The following is an 18126-nucleotide window of genomic DNA, read 5'->3' as shown; positions in this document are numbered from 1 at the left end:
GTGATGGGTGATGAATATACGGGCAACTCGCGTTGGCGAGCAAATGAAAAAAGAGTTGAGCGACATCATCAGCCGCAGGCTGAAAGACCCGCGCATCGGCTTTGTCACGGTGACCGATGTGCGGGTCACCGGTGATTTGCAACAGGCGAAAGTGTACATCAGCGTCCTTGGCGATGACAAGCAGCAGGAAGAGACGTTGAAGGCGCTCGAGAAAGCGAAAGGGTTTATCCGTTCGGAAATCGGGCAGCGCATCCGCCTTCGCAAGACGCCGGAAATTTTCTTTGAAATCGATGAAACGATTGAATACGGCAGCCGCATCGAACAGCTGATTCGGCAAATTTCAAGCGATGACCACCCGGCGAAAGAGGCGGATGGGGAGCCGAACAATGGATAGACGAACCGTCTATCCATTTCCATTCATGATCATGGAAACGGAAAGGGTGCGTCGATGGACGGGGTATTGCTGCTGAATAAACCGAAAGGGATGACGTCTCACGACTGCGTGGCCAAAGTGCGCCGTCTGCTTGGCGTAAAAAAAGCGGGACACACCGGCACGCTTGACCCAAACGTGTCCGGTGTGCTGCCCATTTGCCTTGGCAAGGCGACGCGCATCGCCGAGTTTTTGACCGGGACGACGAAAACGTATGAAGGAAAAGTGACGCTTGGCGCCGCGACGACAACCGAAGATGCGGACGGCGACATCATCGCCGCCCGTCCGGTTGACCGGCCGATTGCGCGCGCGGAAATCGAAGCGGTGTTTGACAGCTTGACCGGAGAAATTGAGCAAACGCCGCCGATGTACTCCGCGGTGAAAGTGGGCGGCAAAAAACTGTATGAATACGCGCGCGCCGGCATCGAAGTCGAACGTCCGACGCGGCGCGTGACCATTTATGAGCTCGAACTGCTTGATGAACGTGAACAATTCTTTGGGGAAACGGTGTCATTTCGCTTTCGCGTCACGTGCAGCAAAGGCACGTACGTGCGTACGCTGGCGGTGATGATCGGCGAGCGGCTCGGCTATCCGGCGCATATGTCCGACCTCATCCGTACGGCGTCCGGGCCGTTTCGGCTTGAAGATTGCGTAACGTTTGAAGACGTTGAGCGCCGGGCGGCCGACGGGACGGCTGATGTCTTGCTCATCCCGATCGAGCGGGCGCTTTTTCATTTGCCGAAATATGAAATCAATGATAAAGTAGCAGAGAAGGTAAAAAACGGGGCGCTGCTCCGGCTTCCCGCTTTTTTAGAGAAGCTTGACGGGCCGGTCGTGCTTGTTTCGCCCGAGCGGGAAGCGCTGGCCCTGTACGTGAAGCATCCGGCGCGCCCCGGCTTGATGAAACCGCTCAAAGTGTTTCGTTAACGCCGCGGGTGCAGCGCGGAAATAAAGAAGGTAGGTCATGGACATGGAAACGCTGTTTCTTTCGCATCCCCACCGTCTCGAACGCCAGGCGCTCCCTCCGACGGTGATGGCGCTGGGCTATTTCGACGGCATCCACCTCGGCCATCAAAAAGTGATCCGCACCGCGGTCGAGATCGCCAACGAGCGTGGGTACGAAAGCGCGGTGATGACGTTTCATCCTCATCCGTCTGTTGTGCTTGGCAAACAGTCCGAGCTGCGCTCGATCACGCCGCTTGGCAAAAAGGAGCAGCTGATTGCATCACTTGGCGTCAACCGGCTGTACATCGTTGAATTTACGCCGACGTTTGCTGCGCTGTCGCCAGAAGCGTTCGTTGACCAATATTTGGACGGGTTGCACGTGAAACATGTCGTCGCCGGCTTCGATTTCACTTATGGGCGGTTCGGAAAAGGAACGATGGAGACGATGCCGATTCATGCGCGCGGCCGCTTTGGACAGACGGTCATTCCGAAGCTCGCGGTCGACGGGGAAAAAGTGAGCTCGTCCCGGGTGCGGAAACTGCTCGAAGACGGGGCGGTCGAACAGCTTCCCCGCCTGCTCGGCCGCTTTTATGAGCTTGAAGGAACGGTCGTTGCCGGGGAACGGCGCGGGCGGATGATCGGCTTTCCAACGGCGAACATCGCTTTAAACAGCGATTATGCCTTGCCGGCAGTCGGCGTCTATGCAGTCAAGGCGGTGATCGGCGGGCAAGTATATGAAGGGGTGGCGAACGTCGGCTACAAACCGACGTTCCATAAAACGCGCGAAGGATTGCCGAATATTGAGGTGCACTTATTCGAGTTTTCCGGCGATGTTTATGGACAAACGATGACCATTGAGTGGCACCGCCGTCTGCGGAGCGAGCAGAAGTTTACCAGTGTCGATGAACTGACGGCGCAAATCGCCCGCGACAAGAAAGAGGCGGAGCAGTATTTCCGCTGTTTCAGCGAAAAGACTTGCATTTTGCCGGAAAAAGAGGTATTCTAATCAATGTATGCGAACCATTGCTTGGCTAGGCGAGTCACCGACGCCCGCTCGGCAATCGGGGATCTAGGACTAGGGAGGTGAACAAGGATGGCATTGACGCAGGAGCGCAAACGCGAAATCATCGAGCAGTTTAAAATCCATGAGAACGACACTGGTTCTCCGGAAGTGCAAGTTGCGATCCTGACGGAGCAAATCAACAACTTGAACGAGCATTTGCGCATTCATAAAAAAGACCATCATTCACGGCGCGGCTTGCTGAAAATGGTCGGGAAGCGCCGCAACTTATTGGCCTACTTGCGCAAGAAAGATGTGGCGCGCTACCGTGAATTGATTGAGAAACTTGGATTACGTCGATAAAAAAGCGGGAGCATTCCCGCTTTTTTGCTAGTTTATAGGCGTGATTGACACGGCGATGATAACAATGGTGCCAATTCGTCTATACTAATCATCAGCTGATCTAAATTTCATCTGTACATAGAGAGGAGTACTCGTCTGTATGGAACAAGAGAAACGCGTGTTTTCCATCGATGTGGCCGGGCGGCCGCTCATCGTCGAAACCGGCGAGCTGGCGAAACAGGCGAATGGCGCGGCGCTCGTCCGCTACGGCGATACGGTCGTGTTGAGCACAGCCACCGCGTCGCGAGAGGCGAAAAACGTTGACTTTTTCCCGCTTACCGTCAACTACGAGGAACGGTTGTATGCGGTTGGAAAAATTCCTGGCGGGTTTATTAAGCGCGAAGGTCGCCCGAGCGAGAAAGCCATTTTGGTGAGCCGTCTCATCGACCGACCGATTCGCCCGCTGTTTGCCGAAGGATTCCGCAACGAAGTGCAAGTCGTCTCGATGGTCATGAGCGTTGATCAAGACTGCGCGCCGGAAGTAGCGGCCTTAATCGGTTCGTCGGTGGCGCTGACGATTTCCGACATTCCGTTTGAAGGGCCGATCGCCGGTGTCATCGTCGGCCGCGTTGACGGCCAGTTTGTCATCAATCCGACGGTCGAGCAAATGGAAAAAAGCGATCTGCATCTTGTCGTCGCCGGCACAAAAGATGCGATCAACATGGTGGAAGCCGGGGCGGATGAGGTGCCGGAAGAAGTGATTTTGGAAGCGATCATGTTCGGCCATGAGGAAGTGAAGCGGCTCATCGCCTTCCAAGAGGAAATCGCCGCCCAAGTCGGCAAAGAAAAAATGGAAGTCGTCCTTTACGAGCCGGATCCAGCGCTGGAGGCGGAAATCCGCCAGCTTGCCGAAGCGGACATTAAGCGAGCGGTGCAAGTGCCGGAGAAACTGGCGCGCGATGCTGCCATTGAAGATGTGAAAGCTGGCGTCATCGCCAAATATGAGGCGGAAGAAGCGGATGAGGAGAAGCTCAAGCAAGTACAGGAAATTTTGCATAAACTCGTAAAAGAGGAAGTGCGCCGTTTGATCACGGTCGAGAAAATCCGTCCGGACGGGCGCAAAGTCGATGAAATCCGTCCGCTTTCATCGGCGGTCGGCGTCCTGCCGCGCACGCACGGCTCCGGTTTGTTTACGCGCGGGCAGACGCAAGTGTTGAGCGTTTGTACGCTTGGGGCGCTTGGTGATGTGCAAATTTTGGACGGGCTTGACCTTGAAGAATCGAAGCGGTTTATGCACCATTACAACTTCCCGCCGTTTTCCGTCGGGGAAACCGGGCCGATGCGCGGGCCGGGGCGTCGTGAAATCGGACACGGGGCGCTTGGCGAACGGGCGCTCGAGCCGGTCGTGCCGTCGGAGCGCGAATTCCCGTATACGATCCGCCTCGTTTCCGAAGTGCTGGAGTCGAACGGCTCGACATCGCAGGCCAGCATTTGCGCCAGCACGCTGGCGATGATGGATGCTGGGGTGCCGATTAAAGCACCGGTCGCCGGCATTGCCATGGGGCTTGTGAAAAACGACGACCATTACACGATTTTGACAGACATTCAAGGCATCGAAGACCATCTTGGCGATATGGACTTTAAAGTCGCCGGCACGAGAAAAGGCGTGACGGCATTGCAAATGGACATTAAAATCAAAGGATTGACGCGCGAGATTTTGGAAGAGGCGCTCATGCAAGCGCGCAAAGGGCGGCTCGAGATTTTGGATCATATGATGCAAACGCTCAGCGAACCGCGCAAAGAGCTGTCCAAATATGCACCGAAAATTTTGATCATGCACATCAACCCGGACAAAATCCGGGAGGTGATCGGACCAAGCGGCAAGCAGATCAACAAAATCATCGACGAAACCGGCGTCAAAATCGACATCGAACAAGACGGCACGATTTTCATCTCGTCTGTGGATGAAGCGGCCAACCAAAAAGCGAAGCAAATCATCGAAGACATCGTCCGCGAAGTCGAAGTCGGCCAAGTGTACTTAGGCAAAGTGAAACGGATTGAAAAATTCGGCGCCTTCGTTGAGTTGTTCAACGGCAAAGACGGGCTTGTCCATATTTCCGAGCTCGCTGAAGGGCGGGTCGGCAAAGTCGAAGACGTCGTTTCGATTGGCGATGAAATTTTAGTGAAAGTAACGGAAATCGATAAGCAAGGGCGCGTCAACCTGTCGCGCAAAGCGGTGTTGCGCGATGCCCGCAACATTGGAGGGGAACTGCCGCGGGAATCTAGGGAAAAACGAGGAAGACGGCCGGAGCGCCATCGCATGAAGCCTTAGGAATTTGTTTCTTAAGGCTCTTTTGTTATGTTCTATCCTGTCCCCCTAAGACATATGTTGTAGTAGTAAAAAAGGAGGGGGACAAGGGTGAACAACGGAATTGCCCGCTATATGGCGCTAGCGGTCATGTTTCTTGCCGCCTGGGCGGCGGTTCATTGGCCTCCGGTTGGCGATTACATCGCGAGCTGGCGCCCGATGGAAACAACCGCGATGAAAGAGCGCGACAAGCTGTACGACACGATCGTCAAACAAGCGAAGCAATATGAAATTCCCGCCCAAGATGCGGTCATCGATAAAGTATGGAAGGCGACGCCCGGCTACAACGGGCTCGCCGTCGACATTGACGCCTCCTATCAAAACATGAAGAAAACGGGGATGTTTGATGAGCGAAAACTCGTGTTCCGTCAAGTGCCCCCGCGCGTCCATTTGGACGATTTGCCGCCGGCGCCGATTTACCGCGGCCATCCTGACAAGCCGATGGTGGCGTTTGCGGTCAATGTCGCTTGGGGGGAAGAATACCTCCCCGACATGCTTGAGACGATGAAAAAATACAATGTCAAGGCGACGTTCTTTTTGGAAGGACGATGGGTAAAAAAACACCCGGAGATGGCAAAAATGATAGCAGACGCCGGCCATGAAATCGGCAACCATTCCTACAGCCATCCCGATATGAAAACGCTCGCTGTCGACAACATCCGCCGCGAGCTCGAAAAAACAAACGAAGTGATTGAGGCGGCGACATCGGTTAAATGCAAATGGTTTGCCCCGCCAAGCGGCAGCTACCGCGACGAGGTCGTCGAGGTCGCCGCGGAACTCGGCATGAAAACGATTCTATGGAGCGTCGATACAATTGATTGGCAAAAACCGTCGCCATCTGTTATAGTGAAACGGGTGACATCGAAAGTTCATCCTGGCGCCATCATTTTGATGCACCCAACGATGCCGACGGCGGCTGCACTTGACGAGCTGATCATCTCGATTAAGCAAAAAGGCTACGCCCTAGGCAGCTTGACGGCCTTATTCGATGAGAAAAGACTGGCAAACAAACAGGAGGAACATGGAGTTGATTAACAAATATACGTGCAAAAACGGTGTGCGAATCGTGCTCGAGCAAATTCCGACTGTAAGGTCGGTGGCCATCGGCATATGGATCGGGACCGGCTCGCGCAATGAAACGGAGCAAACCAATGGCATTTCCCATTTTTTAGAGCATATGTTTTTCAAGGGGACAACGACGCGCACGGCCCGGGACATTGCGGAAGCATTCGACAGCATCGGCGGGCAAGTAAACGCCTTTACATCGAAGGAGTATACGTGTTACTACGCCAAAGTGTTGGATGAACACGCGCCGCTGGCGCTTGAAATGCTCGCCGATATGTTTTTCCACTCGACATTTGTGGAGGATGAGCTGCAAAAGGAGCGCAACGTCGTGCTCGAGGAAATCAAAATGTATGAAGATACACCGGATGACATCGTCCACGATTTGCTCGGCAAAGCGTGCTATGCGGGTCATCCGCTCGGCTATCCGATTTTGGGCACGGAAGAGACGCTGCGCACGTTTACTGGCGACACGCTGCGCCAATATATGGCGGACTACTATACACCGGATCGCGTCGTCATTTCGGTCGCCGGCAACGTCGACGAACGGTTTATTGATGAGGTCGAGCGCTATTTCGGCTCGTTTGCCGCAGAGAGCAAGCCGCCTTCTTCAGGGACGCCGGCGTTTGTGCCGCAAAAGATCGCGCGCAAAAAGGACACTGAGCAGGCGCACGTATGCATCGGATTCAACGGGTTGCCGATCGGCCATCCGGACGCGTACCCGCTCCTCATCTTGAACAATATTTTAGGCGGCAGCATGAGCAGCCGGCTGTTTCAGGAAGTGCGCGAACAGCGCGGATTGGCGTATTCGGTGTTCTCGTACCATTCCGCCTACCAAGACAGCGGCCTGCTCGCCATTTACGCCGGCACAGGAAGCAGCCAGCTTGATGTGCTGTTCGAAACGATCCAGCACACCATTCGCCAGCTGAAGGAGGACGGAGTGACCGAAAAAGAGTTGCATAACAGCAAAGAGCAGATGAAAGGAAGCCTGATGCTTGGGCTCGAGAGCACGAACAGCCGGATGAGCCGCAACGGCAAAAATGAACTCCTTCTCGGCCGCCACCGCTCGCTTGATGAGATCATTGAAGAGATTGAAAGTGTCACGGTGGAAAAAGTAAACGAACTGGCGCGCACGGTTTTCACGGACGATTACGCGCTCGCCTTAATCAGCCCGGACGGCGTGCTGCCGCGCCCGCTCCGTTCATAGACCGAGCCCAAAAAAGCTAACGACCTTTCGCTAGGTTGTTAGCTTTTTCGTTTCCGCCTCTTTCACCCTTCCTCGGGGACGTCGATCATCACCATATCGGCGCCGATTTTGCGAATATATTTCCACGGCACGCGAATTTCCTGTCCGTCTTTGCGAAACCCGAACCATTTTCCCGTTGGGATGAGCAGCGCCTCGATCTGCCCCGTTTGCTCGTTGATTTCCAAATCGGTCTGCCCGAGCACCCCGAGCCGCTCGGCTCGGCTTACATCGACAATTTCTTTTCCGCTTAATTCGCTCAGCCTCATGCTGGTTTCCTCCTTTTTCGCTTCTTTACTTTATATGTAAGGAACAAAAACAGAAAAAATGACTGCCTCTTGTCAGCTTTGGGCGTATATCGCCCATTTTTTCCCGCAAGGATATTCACCTATATTTTCCTTCCAACATAAGATGGGAAAGGAAACGGAGCAGTTTGCCAGAAAAGAAGGTGAGCGTACAACATGATGCTGACAGGAATGCATATCGCCATCATCGGCGGCGATGCTAGGCAGCTTGAAGTCATCCGCAAACTCGTTGAACTCGACGCGAAGTTGTCGCTTGTCGGCTTCGACCAGCTCGCCCATCATTTCACCGGGGCGATGAAGCTGCCGATTGGCGAAGTCGATTTTGCCGATTTGGATGCGATCATTTTGCCGGTTCACGGCACGACGCTGGACGGAAACGTCAACAGCGTGTTTGCCCACGAACCGATTCCGTTTACAGAAGAGATGGTGCAAAAAACGGCGCGGCAATGCACGATTTATTCCGGCATCAGCAACGCGTATTTGGACGAATTGGTGAAAAAAACAGGGCGCAAGCACGTGCAGTTGTTTGAGCGCGACGATGTCGCCATTTACAACTCCATTCCGACCGCGGAAGGCACGGTGATGATGGTCATTCAGCATACGGATTTTACGATCCACGGCTCATGCGTTGCCGTCTTGGGGCTTGGACGCGTTGGCATGACCGTCGCCCGGACGTTCGCCGCGTTGGGGGCGAAAGTGAAAGTCGGGGCGCGCCGGTCGGAGCATCTCGCCCGCATTACAGAAATGGGGCTCGTGCCGTTTCACTTAAACGATTTGGAAAAAGAAGTGCGTGACATTGACGTCTGCATCAACACCGTGCCTCATCTCATCGTGACGGCGAGCGTCATCGCCAAAATGCCGCCCCATACGCTGATTATCGATTTGGCGTCAAAACCGGGCGGCACTGACTTCCGCTATGCCGAAAAACGGGGAGTGAAAGCCATTTTGGCGCCCGGGCTGCCGGGGATTGTCGCGCCGAAGACAGCTGGGCAAATCATCGCCAACGTCTTGGCGCAACTATTATATGCAGATTTACAAAAACGGGAGGAGAATCATGCATGAGCGGAAACAGCTTGAAAGGAAAGCGGATCGGCTTTGGCCTCACCGGGTCGCATTGCACATATGATGCGGTGTTCCCGGAGATCGAGAAGCTTGTCAACGAAGGAGCGGAGGTGCTGCCGATCGTCACCTATACGGTGAAAACGACGAACACCCGCTTTGGCGAAGGGGAAGAATGGGTGAAAAAACTCGAACAACTGACCGGACATGAAGTGATCGATACGATCGTCAAAGCGGAGCCTCTCGGGCCGAAAATTCCGCTCGACTGCATGGTGATCGCTCCGCTCACCGGCAACTCGATGAGCAAGCTGGCCAATGCCATGACGGATTCCCCCGTGCTGATGGCGGCGAAAGCGACGATGCGCAACCACCGCCCGGTCGTGCTTGGCATTTCGACGAACGATGCGCTCGGCTTAAACGGCGTCAATCTAATGCGGCTTATGGCAGCAAAAAACATTTATTTCATCCCGTTCGGCCAAGACGCCCCGCAGGCGAAGCCGAACTCCATGGTCGCCTACATGCCGCTTTTGCGCGATACGATTCTTGCCGCGCTTGAAGGGAAGCAGCTGCAGCCGGTCATTATCGAGCGGTTCCGCTACAACTGAATCGAAAATCCATGTTCCGCATAAAAATGTTCTCTCGTCCACAGCGGAATGTGATAAAATAAAGACTATGAATTCACTTCTTAGAGTGACGATGTGGAAGGAGAATGGTGGATGGCTCAAAAACAATATCATGTCGCTGTCGTCGGAGCAACGGGGGCCGTCGGGCAGCAAATGGTGCGGACGCTTGAAGACCGGAACTTCCCGGTTGGAAAATTGACTTTGTTGTCATCGGAGCGGTCAGCCGGCAAAAAAATGCGCTTTCGCAGCGAGGAGATCGAAGTGCAGGCGGCATCGCCCGAGCGCTTTGACGGGGTCGACATCGCCTTGTTCAGCGCCGGCGGCGCCGTATCGAAAGCGCTGGCGCCGGAAGCGGTGCGGCGCGGGGCGATCGTGATCGACAATACGAGCGCGTTTCGGATGGAGGAAAACGTGCCGCTTGTCGTTCCGGAAGTGAACGAAAGCGACTTGACGTGGCATAACGGCATTATCGCCAATCCGAACTGCTCGACGATTCAAATGGTTGTGGCGTTGGAGCCGATTCGGAAGGCGTTTGGCCTAGAGCGCGTCATTGTCTCGACGTACCAAGCCGTCTCCGGGGCGGGAGCGCAGGCCATTGAAGAGCTCAACGAGCAGACGAAAGCGGTGCTCGAAGGGAAGCCGGTGGAGGCGAACATTTTGCCAGTGAAATCGGACCGAAAGCATTACCCAATTGCGTTCAACGCCATTCCGCAAATCGATAAGTTTCAAGACAATGGATTTACGTTTGAAGAGATGAAAATGATCAATGAAACAAAAAAAATTATGCATATGCCTGAGCTGAAAGTGGCGGCGACGTGCGTGCGCATTCCGGTGGCGAGCGGCCATTCGGAATCGGTGTACATCGAAATTGAACAAGACGGCGTCACCGCCTCTGACTTGCAGGCGGTGCTCCGCGAAGCGCCGGGCGTCGTGCTTCAAGATGATCCGAGCGAACAGTTGTATCCGATGCCGGCCCATTGCGTCGGTAAGTACGACGTGTTTGTCGGCCGCATCCGCCGCGATTTGGACAACCGCCGCGGCTTCCATCTATGGATTGTCGCTGACAACTTGCTAAAAGGTGCAGCCTCGAACTCGGTGCAAATCGCAGAAAGTTTGTTGAAGCTCGGGCTCATTTGAAAAAGCATCGAGGTGTTAGCATGAAACTCATTGTTCAAAAGTTCGGCGGCACGTCCGTCCGCGACGAGCGCGGGCGGAACTTGGCGCGCCGCCATATTGAACGGGCGTTGGAAGATGGCTATAAAGTCGTGGCCGTCGTATCGGCTATGGGACGTTGCGGCGATCCATATGCGACCGATACGCTGCTTAGTTTGATCGGCGGCGTTCATCACCATGTCACAAAACGAGAGCAAGATATGCTTATGGCGTGCGGAGAAATCATCTCAAGCGTTGTGTTCAGCAACTTGTTGAACGAACACGGCATCAAAGCGACGGCGTTCACCGGCGCCCAGGCAGGATTTTGCACGAACAGCGATCATACGAACGCGAAAATTCTCGAAATGCGCTGCGACCGCCTCCTTGAGGCGCTTCGGCAATACGACGTCGTCGTTGTCGCCGGCTTTCAAGGCATGGCGGAAAACGGCGACATAACAACGCTCGGCCGCGGCGGGAGCGACACGTCGGCGGCAGCGCTCGGCGCGGCGTTAAACGCGGAGTGGGTTGATATTTTCACCGATGTCGACGGCGTCATGACCGCCGACCCGCGCATCGTTGAGAGCGCCCGGCCGCTTGACGTCGTTACGTATACGGAAATTTGCAACATGGCGTACCAAGGGGCGAAAGTGATCCATCCGCGCGCGGTGGAGATCGCCATGCAGGCGAAAGTGCCGCTGCGCATTCGCTCGACGTACTCCGATGCCCCCGGGACGCTCGTCACTTCATCGGTGCGCGGCCGAAAAGGAAGCGATGTGAAAGAGCGGCTTGTCACCGGCATTACGTACGTCGCCGACGTCACACAAATCAAAGTGCTGGCGAAAGAAGGCCACTATGAGCTGCAGTCTGACGTGTTTCAAGCGATGGCCCATGAAGGGATCAGCGTGGACTTTATCAACATTTCCCCGTACGGTGTTGTGTACACCGTGAGCGGCGACATGACGAAAAAAGCGGTGGCCGCCCTGCGCCGCATCGGCTACGAACCGGCCGTGACGCCCCGATGCGCCAAAGTGTCGGTCGTCGGCGCCGGCATTGCCGGCGTACCGGGGGTGACGGCGAAAATCGTCACTGCCTTGTCGGAGCAAGGCATTCAAATTTTGCAGTCCGCCGACAGCCATACGACGATTTGGGTGCTAGTGAAGCAAGACGATATGGAAAAGGCGGTCAACGCTCTGCATGACGCCTTCTGTTTATCCGAGGCGGATGCGGGCGAAGATGAAGCGATTTGGAGCGAGGAGTGAAAACCGTGGTTCAGTTCGGGAACATCATAACGGCGATGGTTACGCCATTTGACCGAAAAGGGAATCTCGATTTGGCAAAAACAACGGAGCTTGTCAACTATTTGCTTGACAATGGCACAGATGCGCTCGTTGTCGCCGGCACGACCGGCGAGTCGCCGACGTTGACGACCGAGGAAAAAATCGCGCTTTTTCGCCATGTCGTCTCCGTCGTCAACGGCCGGGCGCCGGTCATTGCTGGAACGGGCACGAACGATACGCGCGCGTCGATCGAGCTGACGAAAAAGGCGGAAGAGGCGGGCGTCGATGCTGTCATGCTTGTGGCGCCGTATTACAACAAGCCGAACCAAGAAGGGCTGTATCAACATTTCAAAGCGATTGCCGAAAGCACATCGCTGCCGGTGATGCTGTATAACGTTCCAGGGCGCACGTCGGTGAGTCTTGCTCCGGAGACGGTCATCCGGCTGTCCGAAGTTCCGAACATTGTCGCTGTCAAGGAAGCGGGCGGCAATTTGGACGCCATGGCGGAAATCATTGAGCGTACGCCGGACGACTTTTTGCTCTACAGCGGCGACGACAGCTTGACGCTTCCAGTGCTAGCGATCGGCGGCAATGGCGTCGTCTCGGTCGCTTCGCACATCATTGGCAATGAAATGCAGGAAATGATTCGTTCCTTTTTAGCGGGCGATCATCAGAAGGCGGCGGCGCTGCATCGAAAATGGCTGCCGCTCATGAAAGGCTTGTTTGCCGCCCCAAGCCCGGTGCCGGTGAAAACGGCGCTGCAGCTGCGCGGGCTGGACGTTGGTTCGGTGCGCCTTCCGCTTGTGCCGCTCACCGAACAAGAGCGGAAGGAGCTAAGCCGCCTGCTCGATGCGCTGTCGTAACGAAACGATTCCCCAACGCTTTGCTTGCGCGTTGGGGCCTTTTTTTGCCTTGGCTGTGAAATCCATTGGCTGGTGAATGAACCATCTTGTGTTTTTCAGCATCGATTCGTTATAATAAAAGCAAGTGACTTTGAGCGGGTTAGCATCACAATTGGGAGGACGCAGCCTTGAAATCGAAAATAAAGCCGGTAGAGAAAATACGCATTTTTGCCCTTGGGGGAGTCGGAGAAATCGGCAAAAACATGTATGTTGTCGAATTGGACGAGGACATTTTTGTCATCGACGCCGGGGTGATGTTTCCGGAAGACGAAATGCTCGGCATCGACAAAGTGATCCCGGACATCACATATTTGATTGAACGGCAGCATCGCATTCAGGCAATTTTTCTCACCCACGGGCACGAGGAGCATATGGGGGCGATCGCCTACGTGCTCAAGCAGCTGTCTGTGCCGGTATACGGAACGAAGCTGACGCTCGGGTTGGCGGAGGCGCTGTTAAAAGAACAAGGGGTGTCGGGCGCGAAGCTCAATGAAGTTCATCCGGATGCGGAGCTCGTGTTTGACAAGGCGAAAGTGACGTTTTTCCGCACGATCCACAGCATCCCCGATTCGATCGGCATCAGTCTGCATACATCGCAAGGTGCGATCGTGTACACGAGCGATTTTAAATTCGACCAAACCCCGTACGGCAACAACCGCACCGACTTAGGGAAAATGGCGCAAATCGGCGAAGAAGGGGTGCTGTGTCTTTTGTCGGACAGCACAAACGCCGAACGCCCCGGCTACAGCGGCTCCGATACGGTAGTCGCCTATGAGATCGCTGACGTGATCGGCCATGCGAAAGGACGAGTGTTTGTTGCCTGCTACGCTTCCAACATCACCCGCATCCAGCAGGTGCTGTACGCCGCCCACCAATCCGGGCGTAAAGTGGCAGTCATTGGCAAAACGCTGCATAAAGTAATGGACATCGCCGTGCGCCTTGGCTATTTGCATGTTCCAGACAAGGTGACGATTTCTGCGCACGATATCGATCGCTACAATGACCGCGAGCTCGTCATTTTGACAACCGGCGGGCATGGCGAGCCGATGAGCGCGCTTTGGCGCATGGCGCGTCAAGCGAACAAACAAGTGAACATCAAAGAAGGGGATACCGTCATCGTCGCCGCATCCGTCATGCCGGGCTATGAGCTTGGGTTCGCGAAAACGATCGACGCCTTGTATCGGGCCGGCGCCAACGTGATTTACCGCGACCGGCAAGTGCACGTATCTGGGCACGGTTGCCAAGAAGAATTAAAGTTGATGCTCAATTTAATGAAGCCAAAATACTTTATTCCGGTGCATGGGGAATATCGGATGCAAAAAGCGCACGCCCGGTTGGCGAAGGCGGTCGGCATCTCGGAGGAGCGGACGTTTTTAATCGACAAAGGCGAAGTGATCGAGTTCCGCGGCGGTGCCGCCCGCCCTGGCGGCAAAGTGCCGTACGGCAATATTTTAATTGATGGCCTCGGCATTGGCGATGTCGGCAACATTGTGTTGCGTGACCGCCGCTTATTGTCCCAGGACGGCATTTTGATCGCCGTCGTCACGCTGAATAAAGAAGCGAAAACGATCGCCGCCGGCCCGGAAATCATTTCGCGGGGGTTCGTCTACATGCGCGAGTCTGAGACACTGCTGGAGGAAGCAGAGAAAATGGTGGCGGCAATCATCGAGCGCTGCCTTGAATCGTACATGCTTGAATGGTCGTCGTTGAAAGCGAACATCCGTGAAGCGTTAAGTCAGTTTTTATTTGAAAAAACGAAGCGCAGACCAATGATTTTGCCTATTATTATGGAAGTATAATGCAATCATGCTCAAAGTCAACTGGAAAATGCCGGGAACGGTCAGCCGTTGCCGGCATTTTTCTTTTTTCTTTCGGCCATACTAAGCGTATGATCGACAAGAAAGGAGACGAAATGGATGGAGAAGGAACGTTATTTTCAAGCGGAAACCGAGGGCGAACAGCCGGAAACAAAGGCCGAGGAAGCGACTGCGGCCATCACCCAGCTTGGGCAGACGAACGTCCCGCAAATGGATCCCGATACGAACATTCATTGTTTGACGATCGTCGGACAGATTGAAGGGCATATTCAGCTGCCTCCGCAAAATAAGGCGACGAAATACGAGCACGTCATTCCACAGATTGTGGCCATCGAGCAAAACTCGAAAATTGAAGGGCTGCTCGTCATTTTAAATACGGTCGGCGGTGATGTGGAAGCAGGGCTCGCCATTGCCGAAATGCTCGCCTCGCTCTCGAAACCGACTGTTTCCGTTGTGCTTGGCGGCGGCCATTCGATCGGCGTGCCGATCGCTGTGTCGTGCAACTATTCGTTCATCACCGAGACGGCGACGATGACGATTCATCCGATCCGTTTGACGGGGCTTGTCATCGGCGTGCCGCAGACGTTTGAGTACTTGGATAAAATGCAGGAGCGCGTCGTCCGCTTCGTGACGAAACATTCGAAGATCAGCGAGGAAAAGTTTAAAGAGCTCATGTTTTCCAAAGGCAATTTGACGCGCGACATCGGCACGAACGTCGTTGGGCCTGACGCCGTCCGGTACGGGCTCATCGATGAAGTCGGGGGCGTGTCCCAAGCGATGGCGAAGCTGCGCGAGCTGATCGCGATGAGGAAAAACGGGGAAGGGAAGATGATCCAATGATTTTGTATACGATCATGCCCGAACATTTGATTTTTCCGGTCGATGCCGCTGTTTATGAGAAGCGGAAAATGGTGTATTACGATGGCATTCCGTTTCTCGTCCAATCTGTAGAAACGGGAGAATATGAAATCGTGCAAAACTTAAGCACGAATCCGTTCCATTTTTTAAACGCCAAATATGCGCCTGGGGCGAGATTTCCGGCTTCTGCGGCAACATCGTAATGAATTGTTCAGCCGTTCATGATATAATAGTAAACAAACGGAAAAAAGCAGCCATTGTTGGCTGCTTTTTTCCGGCTTGCCAATTCATTCATGCTGGAGTGAACGATCATGGCGAAACGAAAGCGAAGAAGAAAAGGGAAGCCGTCAAAAACACAGCCATGGACGGAAACAATCCGCTTTGAATTGATCGGACTTGGCTTGCTCGCGGTCGCTGTCGTTGCGATGGCCCGCCTCGGGCTTGTCGGGGAGACGCTCGTGCTTGTGGGTCGCTTTTTTTTCGGCGAATGGTACATGCTATTAGTAGGCGGACTTTTCCTATTATCGCTCATCGTCATGTGGCGGCGGGAGTGGCCGTCATGGACGGGCCGCCCGTTTGTCGGCGCTTCGTCCATCGCCGCGGCGCTTCTGCTTTTGAGCCATGACAAGCTGTTTGAACTCATGTCGCGGCGCGGCGAGCTTGATCCGAGCATCATTCGGACGACGTGGGGGCTGTTTTGGAACGAAGCAAGCGGCAAGGCGGCCGATGTGGATTTAGGAGGCGGAATGGTCGGCGCCCTGTTATTTGCCGCCAGCTACCAGCTGTTCGATTCGCCCGGGACGAAATGGATTTGTTTCCTTCTGTTCATCGTCGGCTTTGTCGTGCTGACCGGGAAATCGCTGCGCGAGACGGCCGGCAAATGGGTTGCTTTTGCCGCAGCGTTTGTGCGAAAAGAATGGTTGGCGTTTGTCGAAGATATAAAGCAATGGCGGGCGGGGAGGAAGCGCAAGGAAAGCGGCGGCCGAAGCCGACGCTCGCGGCGGGCGGCCGCAAAGCGGGAAGACGAGCCGGCTGAAGCAAGCAGCGTCGAGCCGGATGAGGAACTGCTTTCCCCGCCGCCGATCATTTCCGATTTTGCCGCGGTCCGGTCGGCCGCTGAGCCGGAAGAAGAGAAGAATCCACTGGTGGAAGGCGACAGTGGGGGGAGGAGGACAAACCGGCGCCGCCGCTTGCGTTTTCCGAGCATGAAAACACCAATTACGACCTGCCGCCGCTTGATTTGCTTCGCCTGCCGAAGCCGGCCGGGCAATCGGCCGATCATGCGAACATTTACGCCAACGCGCGAAAACTGGAGAAAACGTTCCAAAGCTTCGGCGTCAAGGCGAAAGTGACGCAAGTGCACCTCGGTCCGGCGGTGACGAAATATGAAGTGTATCCGGACGTCGGGGTGAAAGTGAGCAAAATTGTCAGTTTAAGCGACGATTTGGCGCTCGCTTTGGCGGCGAAAGACATCCGCATTGAAGCACCGATCCCCGGCAAGTCCGCGATCGGCATCGAAGTGCCAAATGAAGAGATCGCCACTGTTTCGCTGCGCGAAGTGCTGGAAGCCATTGAGCATACACGGGACAAGGCGAAGCTTTTGATTCCGCTTGGGCGCGACATCTCCGGTGAAGTCGTCGCTGCGGAACTAAACAAAATGCCGCATTTGTTGATCGCCGGCGCGACCGGCAGCGGCAAAAGCGTCTGCATCAACGGCATTATCGTCAGCCTGCTCATGCGCACGAAGCCGCATGAGGTGAAGCTGATGATGATCGATCCGAAAATGGTGGAGTTAAGTGTGTACAACGGTGTTCCTCATTTGTTGACACCGGTCGTCACCGACGCGAAAAAAGCGGCCCAGGCGCTGAAAAAAGTCGTCCAAGAAATGGAGCGGCGCTACGAGCTGTTCTCGCATACCGGCACGCGCAACATTGAAGGATATAACGAGCATATCCGCCACCATAACGAAACGGCGTCGGAACAGCAGCCGCTTTTGCCATACATCGTCGTGATCATCGACGAATTGGCCGACTTGATGATGGTGGCTTCCTCGGATGTGGAAGAGGCGATCACCCGTTTGGCGCAAATGGCGCGCGCCGCTGGCATCCATTTGATCATCGCCACCCAGCGCCCGTCGGTGGACGTCATCACCGGCGTCATCAAAGCGAACATTCCGTCGCGCATCGCCTTCAGTGTATCATCGCAAATCGACTCGCGCACCATTTTGGATATGGGCGGGGCGGAAAAACTGCTCGGCCGCGGCGATATGCTGTTTTTGCCGATGGGGGCCTCAAAACCAGTGCGCGTCCAAGGGGCGTTTGTCTCCGACCAAGAGGTGGAAGAAGTCGTTCGGTTTGTCATCGGACAGCAGCAGGCGCAATATTATGAGGAGATGTTCGTCGAAGACAGCGAACCCTCTTCCTCAGCCCTTGAAGACGAGTTGTACGATGAGGCGGTCCGTCTTGTCGTTGAAATGCAAAGCGCCTCCGTCTCGATGCTGCAACGCCGCTTCCGCATCGGTTACAATCGCGCCGCTCGGCTCATTGATGCCATGGAGGAGCGCGGCGTCGTCGGCCCGTATGAAGGAAGCAAGCCGCGCGCCGTTCTTTGGTCGAAGGAAGATTTAAAAAAGACATCATAATCATAAATGGGAAAAAAGGGCGGGCGAAAAAAGCCTGCCCGCTCAATCATACATCTTATTGGAAGCGTTGCCAATCCTATTTCTTTTTCTTCGACAAAATTT

General features: G+C 54.8%; 16 protein-coding genes and 1 pseudogene. 16 read left to right on the top strand and 1 reads right to left on the bottom strand.

Going from position 1 to position 18126, the window contains the following annotated elements; all coding sequences use genetic code 11:
• Positions 1-10 precede the first annotated feature (10 nt).
• The 7 genes from rbfA to ACVX3G_RS14060 all read left to right on the top strand — a co-directional run bounded on the left by rbfA (position 11) and on the right by ACVX3G_RS14060 (position 7354).
• A complete protein-coding gene (gene rbfA / locus ACVX3G_RS14090) occupies positions 11-394 on the top strand; it encodes a 30S ribosome-binding factor RbfA (protein WP_014195477.1) in 384 nt (127 codons plus the stop codon).
• Between the two features lie 54 nt (positions 395-448).
• On the top strand, positions 449-1357 hold the full coding sequence (gene truB / locus ACVX3G_RS14085) for a tRNA pseudouridine(55) synthase TruB (RefSeq protein WP_014195478.1): 909 nt from the start codon (positions 449-451) through the stop codon (positions 1355-1357).
• A gap of 43 nt (positions 1358-1400) precedes the next feature.
• Complete coding sequence (ribF, locus tag ACVX3G_RS14080) at positions 1401-2381, top strand: bifunctional riboflavin kinase/FAD synthetase (RefSeq protein ID WP_025039097.1); 981 nt, start codon at positions 1401-1403, stop codon at positions 2379-2381.
• A gap of 87 nt (positions 2382-2468) precedes the next feature.
• Positions 2469-2738 (top strand): 30S ribosomal protein S15, encoded by a 270-nt coding sequence (gene rpsO / locus ACVX3G_RS14075; protein ID WP_011230768.1) that lies wholly within the window; start codon positions 2469-2471, stop codon positions 2736-2738.
• A 139-nt stretch (positions 2739-2877) separates the two neighbouring features.
• Complete coding sequence (gene pnp / locus ACVX3G_RS14070) at positions 2878-5049, top strand: polyribonucleotide nucleotidyltransferase (RefSeq protein WP_013523420.1); 2172 nt, start codon at positions 2878-2880, stop codon at positions 5047-5049.
• An 87-nt stretch (positions 5050-5136) separates the two neighbouring features.
• Positions 5137-6120, top strand: coding sequence for a polysaccharide deacetylase family protein (locus tag ACVX3G_RS14065; protein ID WP_011230770.1), 984 nt, complete (start codon positions 5137-5139; stop codon positions 6118-6120).
• On the top strand, positions 6107-7354 hold the full coding sequence (locus ACVX3G_RS14060) for a M16 family metallopeptidase (protein ID WP_014195480.1): 1248 nt from the start codon (positions 6107-6109) through the stop codon (positions 7352-7354). Before ACVX3G_RS14065 ends, ACVX3G_RS14060 begins: the two co-directional genes overlap by 14 nt.
• 62 nt (positions 7355-7416) lie before the next feature.
• On the opposite strand, the gene ACVX3G_RS14055 is transcribed toward ACVX3G_RS14060, so the two are convergent.
• The gene (locus ACVX3G_RS14055) at positions 7417-7659 is read right to left on the bottom strand and encodes a YlmC/YmxH family sporulation protein (RefSeq protein ID WP_011230772.1); all 243 of its coding nucleotides are present in this window, start codon (positions 7657-7659) and stop codon (positions 7417-7419) included.
• A 192-nt stretch (positions 7660-7851) separates the two neighbouring features.
• Here ACVX3G_RS14055 and dpaA point away from each other — a divergent pair, with 192 nt between their 5' ends.
• The 9 genes and pseudogenes from dpaA (at position 7852) to ACVX3G_RS14010 (ending at position 18024) form a co-directional block, all read left to right on the top strand.
• Entirely contained in the window at positions 7852-8757 is a 906-nt protein-coding gene (gene dpaA, locus ACVX3G_RS14050; RefSeq protein WP_013145722.1) for a dipicolinic acid synthetase subunit A, read from the top strand.
• The gene (locus ACVX3G_RS14045) at positions 8754-9359 is read left to right on the top strand and encodes a dipicolinate synthase subunit B (protein WP_011230774.1); all 606 of its coding nucleotides are present in this window, start codon (positions 8754-8756) and stop codon (positions 9357-9359) included. The genes dpaA and ACVX3G_RS14045 overlap by 4 nt, the downstream gene beginning before the upstream one ends.
• Before the next feature lie 111 nt (positions 9360-9470).
• Positions 9471-10514 carry an aspartate-semialdehyde dehydrogenase gene (gene asd / locus ACVX3G_RS14040; RefSeq protein ID WP_014195482.1) on the top strand — a complete coding sequence of 348 codons (1044 nt, stop codon included), beginning with the start codon at positions 9471-9473 and terminating at the stop codon, positions 10512-10514.
• A 20-nt stretch (positions 10515-10534) separates the two neighbouring features.
• Positions 10535-11788, top strand: a complete 1254-nt coding sequence (dapG, locus tag ACVX3G_RS14035) for an aspartate kinase (RefSeq protein WP_479454552.1) — start codon at positions 10535-10537, stop codon at positions 11786-11788.
• 5 nt (positions 11789-11793) lie between these two features.
• Complete coding sequence (gene dapA / locus ACVX3G_RS14030; protein ID WP_011230777.1) at positions 11794-12669, top strand: 4-hydroxy-tetrahydrodipicolinate synthase; 876 nt, start codon at positions 11794-11796, stop codon at positions 12667-12669.
• 167 nt (positions 12670-12836) lie between these two features.
• Entirely contained in the window at positions 12837-14507 is a 1671-nt protein-coding gene (locus ACVX3G_RS14025; RefSeq protein ID WP_011230778.1) for a ribonuclease J, read from the top strand.
• Between the two features lie 117 nt (positions 14508-14624).
• Positions 14625-15365: a ClpP family protease gene (locus ACVX3G_RS14020; RefSeq protein WP_021322285.1), complete on the top strand. Its 741-nt coding sequence runs from the start codon at positions 14625-14627 to the stop codon at positions 15363-15365.
• Positions 15362-15586, top strand: coding sequence for a YlzJ-like family protein (locus tag ACVX3G_RS14015; RefSeq protein ID WP_011230780.1), 225 nt, complete (start codon positions 15362-15364; stop codon positions 15584-15586). Before ACVX3G_RS14020 ends, ACVX3G_RS14015 begins: the two co-directional genes overlap by 4 nt.
• Positions 15587-15694: 108 nt before the next feature.
• Positions 15695-18024, top strand: a pseudogene (locus tag ACVX3G_RS14010) (FtsK/SpoIIIE family DNA translocase).
• The last annotated feature ends 102 nt before the right edge of the window (positions 18025-18126 follow it).

The organism is Geobacillus sp. PLS 41 (genome assembly GCF_056494105.1).
This window is presented reverse-complemented; position numbering and strand designations above follow the sequence as displayed.

Coding starts and splice junctions, on each gene's coding strand:
- rbfA (WP_014195477.1), top strand. CDS start 11: ATGAATATACGGGCAACTCGCGTTGGCGAGCAAATGAAAAAAGAGTTG.
- truB (WP_014195478.1), top strand. CDS start 449: ATGGACGGGGTATTGCTGCTGAATAAACCGAAAGGGATGACGTCTCAC.
- ribF (WP_025039097.1), top strand. CDS start 1,401: ATGGAAACGCTGTTTCTTTCGCATCCCCACCGTCTCGAACGCCAGGCG.
- rpsO (WP_011230768.1), top strand. CDS start 2,469: ATGGCATTGACGCAGGAGCGCAAACGCGAAATCATCGAGCAGTTTAAA.
- pnp (WP_013523420.1), top strand. CDS start 2,878: ATGGAACAAGAGAAACGCGTGTTTTCCATCGATGTGGCCGGGCGGCCG.
- ACVX3G_RS14060 (WP_014195480.1), top strand. CDS start 6,107: ATGGAGTTGATTAACAAATATACGTGCAAAAACGGTGTGCGAATCGTG.
- ACVX3G_RS14055 (WP_011230772.1), bottom strand. CDS start 7,659: ATGAGGCTGAGCGAATTAAGCGGAAAAGAAATTGTCGATGTAAGCCGA.
- dpaA (WP_013145722.1), top strand. CDS start 7,852: ATGATGCTGACAGGAATGCATATCGCCATCATCGGCGGCGATGCTAGG.
- ACVX3G_RS14045 (WP_011230774.1), top strand. CDS start 8,754: ATGAGCGGAAACAGCTTGAAAGGAAAGCGGATCGGCTTTGGCCTCACC.
- asd (WP_014195482.1), top strand. CDS start 9,471: ATGGCTCAAAAACAATATCATGTCGCTGTCGTCGGAGCAACGGGGGCC.
- dapG (WP_479454552.1), top strand. CDS start 10,535: ATGAAACTCATTGTTCAAAAGTTCGGCGGCACGTCCGTCCGCGACGAG.
- ACVX3G_RS14020 (WP_021322285.1), top strand. CDS start 14,625: ATGGAGAAGGAACGTTATTTTCAAGCGGAAACCGAGGGCGAACAGCCG.
- ACVX3G_RS14015 (WP_011230780.1), top strand. CDS start 15,362: ATGATTTTGTATACGATCATGCCCGAACATTTGATTTTTCCGGTCGAT.